Below are 14,341 nucleotides of genomic sequence, written 5' to 3'. Positions count from 1 at the left end.
GACGCGGTGATCCTCGAGGCGGCTCTCGACGTTTTGGCCGAGACCGGTTATGACGGCATGACCGTCGACATGGTGGCGGTGCGTGCCGGCGCTGCCCGAGCCACCGTCTACCGGAGGTGGCCGACGAAGATCGACCTGGTGCTGCACGCGGTCAGACGGCTTGCCCCGGGGCGGGTCGACGTGGACCAGTTACCCGACACCGGCAGTCTGCGCGGCGACTGCATCGCACTCATGCAGCCCGACACCTCCGAGGAGGCCGAGCGTCGCGTCCGGGCCATCTCCGGACTGCAGTCCATCGCCGGCCGGGACGAGCGGATCGCCGCCGTGCTGGCCGACGGCGGCATGCAACCGTGGATCGACGCCAACCGCGTCCTGATCCAGCGCGCGGTCGATCGCAAGGAATACGGCCCGGTCGACGTCGACACACTCGCCCAGATGCTCCCGCTCATGTGCACCTGCAGGGTCGCCGTGCAGCAACTGCCCATCACGCCCGAGTACGCCATCGGCCTCATTGACGCGATCCTGCTGCCCGCGATGCGCGGCGCCCAGCCCTGAACAAGCCCGGCCGACCAAGGAGATTCCATGAGCGTCACCACCACGGCCCACATCAACTCCCGCGGCCAGGCCCGCGAGATGCTCCACTTCTACGCCCAGGCCTTCCGCGGCGAGGTCACCATCGCCACCTACACCGACATCCACGCCGTCGAAGACCCCGGTCAGGCCGACCAGGTGGCTTGGGGTCAGGTCGTTGCCTCCAACGGCTTCCGCGTCATGGCCTACGACGTACAGCCCTCAAAGCCTTTCGACGCGGGCGAGAACGCCTACTACCTCGCCCTGCGCGGCGACGACGCCACCGAAATCCGGCGCATGTGGGACGGTCTCGCCGATGGCGCCACCGTCCTCACCTCCCTCGGACCGGCGCCGTTCGCCCCGCTCTACGGCATGCTCACCGACCGCTTCGGCGTCACCTGGATCGTCGACGTCACTCCGCCGCAACACTGAGTCCGGGGCGGACGTCGGGTGGACCAAGGCGGTGAGGTGCCAGACTGGTGAGGTGAGCCGATCACGGTGCGGTAGTTTCGTCGGCTTCAGGGGGCGCCCAGAACGCTCTGGATGCCGGCGACGGCGGCGCCTTGGGCCCAGTCCTCGAACGTGAGGGGCGCGACGCTGATGTCGAGGGTGCAGCGTTGCGTTTCCTGGGGGCCGGGGCGCAGGCGGTCGGTGATGACCTCGTTCATGGCGGGGGAGCCGGCGATCGCTGCAATGTCTTCGCCGGCCAGGACGATGCGGTCGGTCTGGAGGGCGCCGGCGAAGGTGGCGGCCAGGTGCCCGAGGGCGCGGGCGGCCTCGTCGAGCAGGGTGGTGGCCCGTTCGTCGCCGGCGGTCCGGCGGCGGGTCAGGTCGTCGAGGGTGGTGGCGGCGCGGCGTTCGATGTCGGTGCGGTTGAGGTAGGCCGCCACGCAGCCCGGGTGGCCCAGCTGGCAGCGGGGACCGCGGGGGTCGACGGGGGAGTGGGCGAGCAGATGGCCGTTGTCGATCAGCTGGTCGACCACGACGCCCTCGCGGACGACGCCGAAGCCGAGGCCCGCGCCCACGGTGATGATGCCGAACGTCGTGTGGGTGCGCCCGGCGCCGAACCAGAGCTGTTCGCGGGCGAGCGCGGTGACGTCGTTGGTGACGACGACGGGCACGCCCGTGCGTTCACTGAGGTGGCCGGCCAGGTCGACGTCGCGCCACCCGAGGAACGTGCCTTCGTGGACGACTGATCCGTCCAGGACGACGCCGCCGAGCGAGACGCCGATACCGTCGAGCGAGGGCACCTTGCGGCGCAGCCGGGTCACCAGCTGCGTCAGCACCTTGACGGTCGCCGCGACGGGAACCTCTGCGCCGGCGGGATGGTCGGGCAGCGCCACGGTCGCCGAGGTCTTGATCTCGCCGAGCATGTTGCAGACCACGCCGTACGCCTTGTCCTCGGTCAGTTTGCAGCCGATGACGTGGCGCGCGCCGGGGACGACCGACAGCACCTGGCGGGGGCGGCCGACGCCGGGTTCCGGGGTGGTCCGCTCGGTCACGATCCCTTCCTCGACCAGGGCGCGGGCCAGGCGGGACATCGAGGCGGCCGACAGCTGCAGGTGGTCGCCGAGGTCGCCGCGGGTGGCGGGGCCGTGGACCAGCAGGTGCCGGGTGACCGCCAGCGCGCCGGTGGACAGGCGGCCGACCGTCGTCGTGCCGGTGGAGGTCATCAACCAAGGTTACGAAACGACTCTTGCCTATGGCTCAGTCGGTCGTTAGTTTCAACCTGAATGAAATTAACAAAGCTGTAATGATGTTGGAGGGTCGTCGTGCCACCACGTCCACCAACGGCCTTGCGAAGCCGTTCCCTCTTCACGATCGTCGTCCTGTTGGCCGGCCTGGTGCTAACCGGATGCTCCGCGGACAGCCGCACCACCATCACGTTCTTCCAGTTCAAGCCGGAGGCGCAGCAGTACTTCCAGCAGCTGGCGGCCCAGTTCGAGCAGGCCAACCCGGACATCCGGGTGGTCGTCGACAACCCGGCCGACCCGGAGACCGCGTTGCGGACCCGGTTGGTCAAGAACGACGTCCCGGACGTCATGACGCTCAACGCCAACGGCACCTTCGGCGAGTTCGCGAGTGCCCGGATCTTCCGCGACTTCCGCGACGATCCGGTGCTCGGCAACGTCAACCCGGCCTACCTGTCGGTCATCGGCAACCTCGGCGCCGGCTCGAAGGGCGAGGTCAACGGCGTGCCGTTCGCCGCCAACGCCAGTGGGCTGCTCTACAACGAGGAGTTGTTCAAGCAGAACGGCGTCGAGGTTCCCACCACCTTCGACGAGCTGATCGCGGCGGCCGAGAAGTTCAAGGCGGCCGGCATCACCCCGTTCTACGGCATGCTCGCCGACGCCTGGACCGCCCAGTCGCCGCTCGCCCCTCTCTCGGCCCAGCTGCAGCCGGCCGATTTCTTCCAGCAGCGCTTCGAGGGTGCGACGACCTTCGCGGACGGGTGGCGCTCGACCGCCGACGAACTGGCCCAGCTGTACAAGTACACCCAGCCCGACCCCCTGTCGAAGGGCTACGAGGACGGCACCGCCGCCTTCGCCCGCGGAGAGTCGGCGATGCTGCTGCTGGGCAGCTACGCCGTACCGCAGATCCGCAACGGCAAACCCGGGTTCACGATCGGCAGCATGGCCCTGCCGGCCACCAACGACCCGGCCAAGACCACCTTGGTCAGCGGCGTCGACGTGGTCATCACCGCCTCCCGTGACGGCGCCCATCCCGCCGAGTCGGGCAAATTCATCGACTTCCTCATGGGCGAGAAGGTGATGCAGGACTACTGCAAGGCACAGGTCGCCATCCCCACCCTCAAGGGCCTCAGCAACGACGACCCGGCTCTGTCGGGCGTGCAGAGCTTCATCGAATCGGGCCGCATCGTCGGCTTCACCGACCACCAGTTCATCCAGGCCATTCCGCTCAGCGCGCTGCTGCAGGAGTTCCTGATCGGCGGCGGCGAGGACACCTTCCTGCGCAAACTCGACTCCGACTGGGACAAGGTGGCCAAGCGGCGCACCTGGGGCCTGGGGGCGGTGATCGCGTCATGACCACTCAGACCGAACGCACCGAGAGCGCGGCCAAGGGACGCGCCGGTCACGCCGAAGCACCGTCCAAGCGAGGAGTGCGACTGGCCGGCGCCTTCTACATCATGGTGCTGCCGGCGTTCCTGCTGTTCTTCATCTTCCACACGATTCCGGTGCTGCAGGGCGTCTACTACAGCTTCACCGACTCGCCCGGCTACGGCCCGGCGAACTTCGTCGGCCTGCGCAACTACATCGCCTTGTTCACCGACCCGCGCGTACTGCACGCGTACTGGTTCACGTTCCTCATCGCCGCGGTGGCCACGATTCTGGTGAACATCGTGTCGCTCGCCATCGCCATCGGGCTCAACGGCCGGATCAAGTTCAAGAACGGCCTGCGCGGCATCTATTTCATCCCGAACGTGCTGGCCATCCTGGTCGTCGGCTACATCTTCAACTACCTGTTCTCGAACTCGCTGCCCGCGCTGGGCGAGAAGCTCGGCATCGACGCGCTGTCGACCTCGCTGCTGACCAAGGCGAGCACGGCCTGGATCGCCATCGTGATCCTGGCCGTATGGCAGTCCGCCGCCTTCAACATCATCATCTACCTGGCCGGCCTGCAGACCGTTCCGACCGAGATGTACGAGGCAGCCAACCTCGACGGCGCGTCGGCCTGGCGGCAGTTCCGCAGCATCACGTTCCCGATGATCGCGGGCTTCTTCACCATCAACATGGTGCTGTCGCTCAAGGGCTTCCTGCAGATCTTCGACCACATCGTCGCGCTCACCGGCGGCGGCCCGGGCACGGACACCGAATCGGTCGCGCTGCTCATCTACAAGGGCGGCTTCCAGGGCGGCGAGTACGGCTACCAGAGCGCCAACTCGGTCATCTTCTTCATCGTCATCGTCGGGTTCTCCATCGTGCAGCTGCGGGTGCTGCGGCGCCGGGAGGTAGAGGTCTGATGTCCACTGCAGCCAGTGAAACCGGAACCCTGGCCGGGCGCGCCGCGGAGCGCCGGCCCCGTCGGCAGCGCCGCACCGGCCCCGGCGTCAACTGGTGGCTCACCGCGCTGCTCATCGTGCTCGCGCTGACCATCGCCATCCCGTTGTACTTCGCCGTCGTCACCGCGCTCAAGACCACGGACCAATTGGGCGGTACAGGATTCGGCCTGCCCGGCGAGGTCCGGTGGAGCAATTTCGCCGACGCGTGGCGGCTGACCGACTTCCCCACGACCGCCCTCAACAGCGCCGTCATCACGGTCGGGGCGGTCGTGCTGACCCTGCTGACCAACTCGATGGTCGCGTACGCCATCGCCCGCAACATGAAGCGGCGCCTGTTCAAAGGCCTCTACTTCTATTTCGTCTCGGCCCTGTTCGTGCCGTTCCCCATCATCATGCTGCCGGTGGCCAAGGAGACGGCCATTCTCAACCTGGACAACCGGGTCGGCTTGATTCTGCTGTACGTGGTGTACGGGCTCGCCTTCAACATCTTCATCTTCACGGCGTACATCAACAGCATTCCGCAAGCGCTGGAGGAAGCCGCCGCTATCGACGGCGCGTCCACCTGGGCGATCTTCTGGCGGGTCATCTTCCCGTTGCTGGCCCCGATGAACGCCACCGTCGGCATCCTGACCTGCCTGTGGGCGTGGAACGACTTCCTGCTGCCGCTGGTCATTCTCTCCGACCCCGGATCGGCGACCCTGCCCCTGGTGCAATACGTGTTCCAGAGCCAGTTCCAGACCAATTATCCGGCCGCTTTCGCCAGCTACCTCATGGCCATGGCGCCACTGCTCATTGTGTACGTTTTCGCGCAGCGCTGGGTCATCTCCGGTGTCACCCGGGGTGCGGTGAAGTGATGGGCGCACATCTGATCGGGGTGCCCGGCGGCACCGGCCTCGTGCTGGTCGAGCGCCCCGACCGGTTGCCGGCCGTGGTGTGGTGCGGCGTGGTCGGCCCGGCGACCGTCGCGGCCGACCACGCCGCCCTGCAGCCGGACGGCGTACCGCTGCTGCCCGAGAGCTCCCGCACCTGGTACGGGCGCCCGGGTCTGACCGGCCATCGCGGCGCCGGCGAACCCGGCGCGTGGTCACCGCAATTCGTGCCGACGGCGATCTCAGCCACCCCGCAGCGGGCCACGGTCGATGCCGCCGACAAGCAGGCCGAGCTGACGCTGCGGACCGACATCGAGGCGGTGCCCGGCGGCCTGCTTCGCCTGCGGCACACGCTGACCAACGAAGGGACGACCGGCTATCAGCTCGAGGCGCTCGACATCGTCGTGCCCGTGCCCGACCGGGCCGTCGAATCGCTCGACTTCACCGGGCGATGGGCCCGCGAACGAACCCCGCAGCGCCGGGTTGTCACCGACGGGCTCTGGCTGCGCGAGAACCGTCGCGGCAAGACCGGCTTCGACGCGGCCACTGTGCTCACCGCCGGGACGCCCGGCTTCGGATTCGCGTACGGGGAAATCTGGGGTGTCCACGTCGGATGGAGCGGCAATCACGTACACCGGCTCGAACGCATTCCGCTCGGTAAGAACAGCCCCACGGTCACCTCGCTGGGCGGGGGAGAGCTGCTGCTGCCGGGCGAGATCACGCTCGCGCCGGGCACCGGCTACACCACCCCCTGGGTGTACGTCGGCGCGACCGGCGACGGTCTCGACGGGCTCGCCGCCCGTTTCCACGAATACCTGCGCTCGGTGCCCGCGCACCCGGCAACCCCGCGGCCGGTGACCCTGAACGTCTGGGAGGCGGTGTACTTCGACCATCGCCTGCCCGTGCTGCAAGAGCTGGCCGATCGGGCGGCGCGCATCGGCGTGGAGCGCTTCGTGCTCGACGACGGCTGGTTCGGCGGCCGCCGTCACGACCGGGCGGGGCTCGGCGACTGGATCGTCGCGCCGCAGATCTGGCCGGACGGCCTGAGGCCGATCGCCGAGCACGTGCACGGTCGGGGAATGCAGTTCGGCTTGTGGTTCGAGCCGGAGATGGTCAACCCCGACTCCGACCTGTTCCGCGCGCACCCGGACTGGATCCTGGCCTCCGCCGGCCGGACCCCGCCCGAGGAACGGCACCAGCAGATCCTCGACCTGGCCCAGCCCGGCGCCTACGCGCATGTCCTCGAGCAGATGAGCGCCGTCCTGCGCGATGCCGCGGTCGACTACGTGAAATGGGACCACAACCGTGACGCCGTCGACGGCGGCTCCGGAGTGGTCGACGGCCGGCCCGGCATTCACGCCCAGACCAAGGCGTTCTACCGGCTCCTGGACGAGCTGCGATCCCGCTTCCCGCACGTCGAATGGGAGAGCTGCGCTTCCGGCGGCGGGCGCATCGACCTCGAGGTGCTGCAAAGGGCCGAGCGGGTGTGGACCTCCGACCAGAACGACGCGCTGGCCCGCCAGGCCATCCAGCGGTGGACCACCCAGCTGGTGCCGCCTGAATACCTCGGAGCGCACGTCAGCTCACCCCGCTCACACCAGACCCGGCGAACCCTGCCGCTGGACTTCCGCGCCGCCACCGCCCTGTTCGGCCACTTCGGCATCGAATGGGACCTCACCGCCGCCACCGACGACGACCTGACCACCCTCGCCCGCTGGATCGACGTCTACCGGATCCATCGCGCGCTCCTGCACGCCGGTCGGACGGTGCGGCTCGACACTGCCGTCGAAGACGCTTGGGTGTACGGGGTGGTAGCGCACGATCGGTCGTCCGCCATCATGGCCTACGCCCAGCTCGACGAGCTGGCGCACGAGCCGCCCCGGTTCCGCCTGCCCGGGCTCTCTCGCCCGGCTCGCTACACGATCCGGCGGATCGACCCGGCCGGCTGGCCCGATTACGACGTTCCCACTGTGCCTTTGAGCGGGGAAGTCCTGGGCGACACGGGATTGACCGGCCCGCCGCCGGCGCCTCTGTCGGTCGTGGTCGTGCTCGCAACTGCGGAACATTGACCGCCGCCCTTCGCCATCGCCCACGACGAGTGCGCCGGTGCTGACGCGGCGGCCGGCGGCACCGGCTTGGCGAGATTCCGGCGTCACTTGGCTTTTCTGCCACGGCACCGGTCCAGGAATGCCTCGTAGGTTCAAGAGGTGATCAACGAATCGCCCCTGGTGGTACAAATCGTCTTGTTCGACGGGTTCGATCCCTTGGATGTCGTCGCCCCGTTCGAGGTGTTCGCGGCCGGCGGCGACGCCACCGGCGGACAGCTTTCGGTGCGGCTGGTTTCGGCCGAAGGGGCCCGCCGGGTTGTCGGAGGCACCCACGGTCTTGCCTTGGAGGCCTCGGCCCGGCTCGATCCGGCGTTGCCCGGGTTCATCGTTGTGCCCGGGGCGTCCGGCCCGATCGCCGGCGATCCCGACGTGGTCGACACCATTCCCGTGCTGCTGGCCCGGGTGGGCGAGACCGGGCTGCCCGGCCTGATCGCCGCCGCCTTGCAGGCGGACGGCGTCACGGTGGCCACCGTCTGCGGCGGCTCCCTGGCCTTGGCGATGGCCGGGATCCTCGAGGGCCGGACAGCCGTCACCCACGTTCAGGGGATGGACGTGCTCGACGCCACCGGAGTGCACACGGTTGATGCCCGGGTTGTCGACGATGGCAACCTGGTCAGCGCGGGCGGCGTCACGTCCGGGCTCGACCTTGGCCTGTACCTGCTCGAGCGCAGCTTCGGCCCGCGGATCGCGCATGCCGTCGAGCGACTGTTCGAGTACGAGCGCCGCGGCGTGGTCTGGCGGTCGACCGGATTGGTTCCGGTGCCCGCATGACGACCGTTCCGCAGCAGGTGCTCGGCGCCTGGGCCCTGACGATCTCGACGCCGATCGGGAAGATGGCCGTCACCCTCGACCTGACCGAGCAGGACGGCGTACTGACCGGCACGGCGCAGGATCGCCATGCGACAGTGCCTTTACTCGGCATCACAACCGAACCTGGTCCACAGGCGTCGAGCACCCGGCTCACCTGGCAGCAGGCGATCGTCAAGCCGATGCGGCTGAACCTGCAGTTCGACGTGGTGGTCGCCGGTGACACGATGGCCGGGTTCTCCAGGGCGGGACGGCTGCCCCGGTCGGCGGTGCACGGTGAGCGCCGGGCCGCGTCGTGAGGGTTCTTGTTGTCCGGACGCCGTCATCAACACCGTCGGCGGCAGGACGTCGCCGCCGTCCTTCGGGTCGCCGGCGGGCAGTGGGAGGGTCGCGACGTGCCGGTGGTCCCGGAAGATCTCGGCGGTGCTCTTCCGGGCGGCCATCTGTGCGTGCACCGGCCGTCCCGGCACGATCGGATCGCTCAGCGCCACCTCGCTGAGCACTCGCCGGTCGGACTGCCGGTCGGCCGCGAGGGTCATGGACGTGGAGCAGACCCGCAGGACGTACCCGCCGTGCTCGCCCGTCCAGAAGAACCAGAGGGCGGCGCAACTGCCGGGGCACCAGGTCGCTCGGCCGAGGTCGCCGTCGGGGCCGGACGTCGTCGGTCCACAGCGTGCTGGGGGAGTATCCGGCCGCAGTGGAGAACGCCCTCGACCAGCTGTTGCAGCGCCGGTGTCCGAGAGCGTCAACGCCGGGCAGCGGGGCGGCTGCGCTTGGCCGCGTACAACGCCATATCGGCGTCGTTGTAGAGGTCACGAGCGGTCTGGGACCGGGGCGACGCGTGCGCCGCACCGGCGCTGATGGAGAGCGGAACGACGCGCCCGTCGGCCAGTACGAGCGGAGCGTCTCGGACGGCCGCGGCCAGCTCGGCTGCCCGGTCGGCCGCGGTGCCGAAGGTGCAGCCGGGCATCAGCACGGCCAGTTCGTCGCCGCCGAGCCGGGCGACCACGTCGGCGTCGCGGCAGCATTCGGTCAGGGTGGCCGCGATATGGGCGAGCGCGTCGTCGCCGACGGCGTGTCCGTACGTGTCGTTGATCTGTTTGAACAGGTCGACGTCGATGAGGATCAGGGCCGTTCCGAAGCCGGCGCCGCCGGTGACGGCCCGCTGCGCCGCCTCGTCGAAGACGCGGCGGGTCACCAGACCGGTGAGCGGATCGACCTCGGCCTGGCGCCGTAGCTGTGCGGTCAGCCGGTCCTGGGCGGCGCCGGCGCGGGTCAGAGCCCCGGCCATCAGCACCAGGATGCTGCCGACGAAGGCGAAGTCGAGCAGCGCATCGAGCGGTGGCAGCAGAAGCGTGACCACCAGGGCCTCACAGACCAGCGCAGTGGCCGTCAAAGCGATCACGCCGGGCACCCGAAAGTGAACCGCGACAAACAGCACTGGCAGACAGAAGTACATCTGACCGGTCACGCTCGCGTTGCCCGAACCGAGGTCCAGCATGACGATCGAGACGCAGCCGACTATCACCGCGGCCAGACGGAGCAGCGGCTCGGCCCGGCGGCCCGGCGCCACGATCAGCATCGCGCAGACGACGGCCAGTACGACACCGGCCGTCGTGCGGACCGGCTCGAGCGGGCGTGAGCCGAGGAACGCCTCGCCGATGAAGATGAGCGACGGCGTGGCGGCCATGACGGCCGTCGTGATGTTACGGTCCGGGCCCCGGTCACGGGGACCTGCGGCTCTGACGGCACGTTGCAACCACGACGATCCCAACGCCTCGGCTCTCCCCGGTCGGCAACCTGTCGTCTGGCCTATCGGCAGCCTCTCACGCGTGTTGAGCGACGCCGCGAAGCCGGTCGAGCAAAGCCGGGACGTCCGGTGGCAGCGTGTTGCCGCGCCAGGCGATGTGCTGGTCGGGGCGGACGAGGACGAGGTCCGCCCCGTATCGCGGCCGGATCGCTCGATCCCGCAGATCACAAACCTTGGCCGGTATGCCCCGGCGATGAGCTGCCGTCAGGAGCACCTTCCCGGGTGTGCCGTCGCCGCCGAGGATCAGCAGGGCGAATCCCGGGCCGAGCTCGTCGTAGAGCGAACGGCCGGGGCCGAGCCACAGGTGCGGCACGCGGCGGCCGCCGCCCTCGGCCACGGCCGGGCCGGTGAGCTCGATGTCGAGCACCAGATCCAGCGCGTGGAACTCGGCCGTCTTGGTCTGCTGAATGCGCCGGTGTGCGGCCTGCCGGGCCTGCTCGCCGGCGGCGTCGCCGTCGTCGAGGTTGTCGGCGAGCAGCTCGGTGGAGAGCACTGCCATGTTCGCCGTCGCCTCACGGATGACCCGCTCCTGCACCGGCCGGCGTTCGGCCTCGTAGCTGTCCAGCAGCCCCGGGTCGGCCCAGCCGTCCAGGACGGCGGCGAGTTTCCAGCCCAGGTCCACGGCGTCGCCGATACCGGTGTTGAGACCGTGGCCGCCGAACGGTGGGTTGAGGTGCGCTGCGTCGCCGGCCAGAAATACGCGCCCGTCGCGCATCCGGTCGACGATCTGCATACGGGCCGTCCACGGATCCGTGGACAGCACCGTCGCGTCCACCGGCGTACCGGCGGCGGCGTCGATGAGGCGCCGGGCATCGCGTTCGCCGGTGTTTCGGTCGACACCGAAGGCGATCATCCACCACGTCCGGGTGCGGTCGATGGGTCCCATCAGCGCGGGCGCTCCCGCGTTGACGATCCAGTACTGCACGGCGGGCCCGTGCCGCAGGTGACGCCACAGCTCGGGGGCGTCGAAGACCAGGCCGAAGTTGGGTCGCAGGGCCTGACCGCCGTGATAGTCCGCGCCCATCGCCGCCCGCACGGCGCTGCGCGGCCCGTCGGCGCCGATCAGGTAGTCGGCTGTGACGGTGGACGGCGTGCCGTCCGGACCGGTGACCGTCACCCGTACGCCGGTCTCGTCCTGCTCGAAGCCGACGACCCGGTGGTCGGTGGCCAGAGTGCAGGCCGGGATCTCGGCCACGGCCTCCCGGAGCACCTCCTCCAGCAGATACTGCGGCGCTTGCTGCCCGGTCTCGGCGCAGCGGTCGCCCTCAACGGTCAGTCCGAGCACGCCGGTGAAGCGGGACAACTCGCGGCCGGCGAGCGAGGTGCAGAACACCACGTCCTGTGACCATTGCACCGGCAGCGGTGCACGAGCTCGCAGGCGGTCGGCCAGACCCCAGCGGCGCAGGTGCTCCATCGACCGGACGCTGACCGTCTTGCAGCGGGGACGGGCGTGCGAAACGGTGGCCCGTGGCTCGACCACAAGGCAGCCGATGCCGCGCCGGCCGAGCTCGACGGCGGCGGCCAACCCGACCGGGCCGCCGCCGGCAACCAGGACCGGTACCCGTGCCGGTAGCACTACTGGCGCTCCGCCCAGGCTGCGCACTCCTCGGCGAAGGCCAGCTGGCGCAGGTGCAGGGCGTGCCCGAGCCGGTGATGGTCGATGCTGTGCCCGGTGCCTCGGGCCACCGACGCCTCGACGAAGGGCGCGGCGGTCAGCATCGCGGCGAACCGGTCCACATTCTCCGGGGCGCTGTCCCACAGCAGGTCGAACTCGGCCAGAGCGTTGTGCACCGGCACCTTGACCATCGGCGCGAGTCCGGGGAGCCGCTCGACCGGCCAGCGCGGCGCCTGAATCAGCTCGCGGACCGGAACAGGGGCGTACGACTCGTGCGCAGCCGCCACGGCGTCGGCGTCGAACGTGCCCTGGGGCCCGAACATCACCTTGTCGCGTTCCTCGTACGGCAGGTCGACGGTGGCGTCGGCCGGCAGCGTGGCGAGCGCTTCGGCGGCGCCGTTGCTGTTGATGACGGCGCCCATCCCGGTGACCGACAGGCCGATGAGCGGGAAGCGCGGGCCGGCCGCGGCGATCATCATGGCGATCATGCCGCCGATGGAGTGCCCGATCAGGAAGACCCGGTGGGCGCCGAGCAGCTCGGCGGCCGCGGCGATCGCGGCGTCGAGCAACTCGGCGTGCCGGTCGAAGGTGTTGTCGTCCGGGTCGAGGGGGGTGCTGCCGCCGTAGCCGGGCCGGTCGAAGCTGACCGTCTGATAGCCGGCGTCGGCGGCGGTCTTCAGGAACGAGCCGTTGCTCGACCCGGGCACACCGAAGTACTTGCCGTTGTACGTGCCGCCGGGGAGCGCGGCGATGAGTGGCCGGCCGGTGGGGACGGTGGGACCGGCGGTCAGGGCGGTGATGGTCGAACCGTCGATGTCGAGTTCGAGGACGGTCATCGGAGCGGCTCCTCTCAGACGAATCAGATGAAGGTGTGGCGCATGGTTCCGATCGTGTCGATGCGGGTGACGAGCTCGTCGCCGGCGTGCAGCAGGCGCCGGGGTGTGCGGGCCCAGCCGATGCCGGCGGGCGTGCCGGTGAAGAGGAGATCGCCGGGCAGCAGCGGGACGATCGCCGACAGGTACTCCACCAGCCGCGGCACCCCGAAGATGAGGTCGGCGGTGGTGCCGTCCTGCATCTTCTCGCCGTTGATCTCGCAGCCGAGGGGGACGTCCTCGCGGTCGGTGAACTCGTCGACGGTCACCAGCGCCGGCCCGATCGGGGCGAAACCGGTGAACGACTTGCCCAGGCTGAACTGCTGGGGCGGGGAGCCGGCGAACTGGAGCTCCCGCTCGGAGAGGTCCTGGCCGGCGGTGAATCCGGCGACATGTTCCCAGGCCCGGGCGGCCGGGACGCGTTCGGCCCGTACGCCGATCACCACGACCAGCTCGGTCTCGAAGTCGACGGAGCCGGGCGGAAGCGTGATCGTCCCGTACGGCCCGGTGATCGAGGCGGGGAACTTGGTGAAGACCATCGGCCGGTCGGGAACGGCCAGTCCGGCCTCGTCGGCGTGGTCGCGGTAGTTGAGCCCGATGCCGAAGATCTGCGGCGGGCGGGGGACCGGCGGGCCGAGGCGGTGCTCGTCGACTGACTGGTCGGCCGGGCCGTCGTACGTCCGGGCCCAGCCGATGAACTCGGCCCAGCGGTCATAGACCGCCTGCACCTCAGGGCCGAAGCGGCCTTCGCTGGCCGTGGCGACGTCGGCGGCGCCGCCCGAGGGCAGGCCGAGGGCGAGCCGTCCGTCGAGGTTGTAGATGCGCATGGTGAGGGACCTCCGCGGCGTAGGCGAGCCAGGCTGGAGGAACCGTATTACGTATATGTGATAACAGCAATGGCCGAGTGGGAACCGGATGCCGCGAGGTCAGGAGCGCAGTGCGAGCAGGGCGATCTGCTCGTTGTGGGCCAGGTGCTGGTGCACCGCGGCCGCCACCACCTCGGGATCGCGTTGCCGGAACGCGTCGAGCAGCTCCTGATGCGCCTGCTCACGCCGCCAATGCTCGTCGGGGTCCGGGTCGAGGCGGCCGAAGCCGATCCGGATGTACCGCTCGGCGGCCCGCCACAGCGTGATGAGGATGCGCAGATCCCACGCGGTCGCGGCGGGGGAGAGAAGAGCCAGGTGGAAGGCGTGGTGCGCCTCGTAGATCTCGTGGATCGTGCGGTGCTCGTCGCCGAACTCGGTGGCGTCGTGCCGGAGGCGGTCGAGGTCGGCGTCCGACAGCAGCCGGCAGGAGCGCTGTGCGATCTCCGGCTCGAGCCGGCGGCGCAACCGGTAGATGCCGCGCAACTCGTCGAGGTCGAGCGGGGCGACCACGGCGCTGCGGCCGGGACGCATGTGCACCAGGCCCTGGCTTTCCAGGCTGCGCAGCGCCTCCCGCACCGGGATGATGCTGACCTGCAACATCTCGGCCACCTCGCGCAGGGAGAACTCGCGGCCGGGGGCGAGGTCGCCGGCCAGGATGGAGCGGCGCAGCTCGGACATCACCTGGTCGGCGACCGACCGGGACTCGATGGGCCGGACAGCCGCGGTAGCGCGCTCCACTGACGTCCTGCCTTCCGATGAGCCGTGTCGACGGCATGAACTATATCGGCGTACCCCTTCATCGT

The 14,341-nt window shown here is 69.7% G+C and carries 14 protein-coding genes; 8 read left to right on the top strand and 6 right to left on the bottom strand.

Annotated elements, in window-relative coordinates; translation table 11 throughout:
• Positions 1-6: 6 nt before the first annotated feature.
• Positions 7-555 carry a TetR/AcrR family transcriptional regulator gene (locus tag OWR29_RS37310; RefSeq protein ID WP_267568224.1) on the top strand — a complete coding sequence of 183 codons (549 nt, stop codon included), beginning with the start codon at positions 7-9 and terminating at the stop codon, positions 553-555.
• 27 nt (positions 556-582) lie between these two features.
• Positions 583-1,002: a VOC family protein gene (locus OWR29_RS37305; RefSeq protein WP_267568223.1), complete on the top strand. Its 420-nt coding sequence runs from the start codon at positions 583-585 to the stop codon at positions 1,000-1,002.
• Positions 1,003-1,088: 86 nt separating this feature from the next.
• Here the strand turns inward: OWR29_RS37305 and OWR29_RS37300 are convergent, their stop codons facing one another.
• A complete protein-coding gene (locus tag OWR29_RS37300) occupies positions 1,089-2,243 on the bottom strand; it encodes an ROK family protein (protein WP_267568222.1) in 1,155 nt (384 codons plus the stop codon).
• 123 nt (positions 2,244-2,366) lie between these two features.
• On the opposite strand from OWR29_RS37300, the gene OWR29_RS37295 reads away from it, so the two are divergent.
• The 6 genes from OWR29_RS37295 (at position 2,367) to OWR29_RS37270 (ending at position 8,674) form a co-directional block, all read left to right on the top strand.
• Positions 2,367-3,617, top strand: a complete 1,251-nt coding sequence (locus OWR29_RS37295) for an ABC transporter substrate-binding protein (RefSeq protein ID WP_267568221.1) — start codon at positions 2,367-2,369, stop codon at positions 3,615-3,617.
• Positions 3,614-4,552: a carbohydrate ABC transporter permease gene (locus OWR29_RS37290; RefSeq protein WP_267568220.1), complete on the top strand. Its 939-nt coding sequence runs from the start codon at positions 3,614-3,616 to the stop codon at positions 4,550-4,552. The genes OWR29_RS37295 and OWR29_RS37290 overlap by 4 nt, the downstream gene beginning before the upstream one ends.
• Complete coding sequence (locus tag OWR29_RS37285; protein WP_267568219.1) at positions 4,552-5,445, top strand: carbohydrate ABC transporter permease; 894 nt, start codon at positions 4,552-4,554, stop codon at positions 5,443-5,445. The genes OWR29_RS37290 and OWR29_RS37285 overlap by 1 nt, the downstream gene beginning before the upstream one ends.
• Complete coding sequence (locus OWR29_RS37280) at positions 5,445-7,529, top strand: alpha-galactosidase (protein WP_267568218.1); 2,085 nt, start codon at positions 5,445-5,447, stop codon at positions 7,527-7,529. Before OWR29_RS37285 ends, OWR29_RS37280 begins: the two co-directional genes overlap by 1 nt.
• Positions 7,530-7,667: 138 nt before the next feature.
• Positions 7,668-8,339, top strand: a complete 672-nt coding sequence (locus OWR29_RS37275; RefSeq protein ID WP_267568217.1) for a DJ-1/PfpI family protein — start codon at positions 7,668-7,670, stop codon at positions 8,337-8,339.
• Complete coding sequence (locus OWR29_RS37270) at positions 8,336-8,674, top strand: hypothetical protein (RefSeq protein WP_267568216.1); 339 nt, start codon at positions 8,336-8,338, stop codon at positions 8,672-8,674. The genes OWR29_RS37275 and OWR29_RS37270 overlap by 4 nt, the downstream gene beginning before the upstream one ends.
• 446 nt (positions 8,675-9,120) lie before the next feature.
• Here the strand turns inward: OWR29_RS37270 and OWR29_RS37265 are convergent, their stop codons facing one another.
• The 5 genes from OWR29_RS37265 to OWR29_RS37245 all read right to left on the bottom strand — a co-directional run bounded on the left by OWR29_RS37265 (position 9,121) and on the right by OWR29_RS37245 (position 14,276).
• A complete protein-coding gene (locus OWR29_RS37265; RefSeq protein ID WP_267568215.1) occupies positions 9,121-10,065 on the bottom strand; it encodes a GGDEF domain-containing protein in 945 nt (314 codons plus the stop codon).
• Between the two features lie 136 nt (positions 10,066-10,201).
• Complete coding sequence (locus OWR29_RS37260) at positions 10,202-11,761, bottom strand: FAD-dependent monooxygenase (protein ID WP_267568214.1); 1,560 nt, start codon at positions 11,759-11,761, stop codon at positions 10,202-10,204.
• A complete protein-coding gene (locus OWR29_RS37255) occupies positions 11,761-12,636 on the bottom strand; it encodes an alpha/beta hydrolase (RefSeq protein WP_267568213.1) in 876 nt (291 codons plus the stop codon). Before OWR29_RS37255 ends, OWR29_RS37260 begins: the two co-directional genes overlap by 1 nt.
• Positions 12,637-12,659: 23 nt before the next feature.
• Positions 12,660-13,499 carry a fumarylacetoacetate hydrolase family protein gene (locus tag OWR29_RS37250; RefSeq protein ID WP_267568212.1) on the bottom strand — a complete coding sequence of 280 codons (840 nt, stop codon included), beginning with the start codon at positions 13,497-13,499 and terminating at the stop codon, positions 12,660-12,662.
• 99 nt (positions 13,500-13,598) lie between these two features.
• Complete coding sequence (locus OWR29_RS37245) at positions 13,599-14,276, bottom strand: GntR family transcriptional regulator (RefSeq protein ID WP_267568211.1); 678 nt, start codon at positions 14,274-14,276, stop codon at positions 13,599-13,601.
• Positions 14,277-14,341: the final 65 nt, after the last annotated feature.

The sequence above is a fragment of the Paractinoplanes pyxinae genome, from assembly GCF_026626335.1.
Lineage (GTDB): Bacteria > Actinomycetota > Actinomycetes > Mycobacteriales > Micromonosporaceae > Actinoplanes > Actinoplanes pyxinae.
Note: the sequence above shows the minus strand (reverse complement) of the source record. Positions and strands in the feature narration are given on the sequence as shown.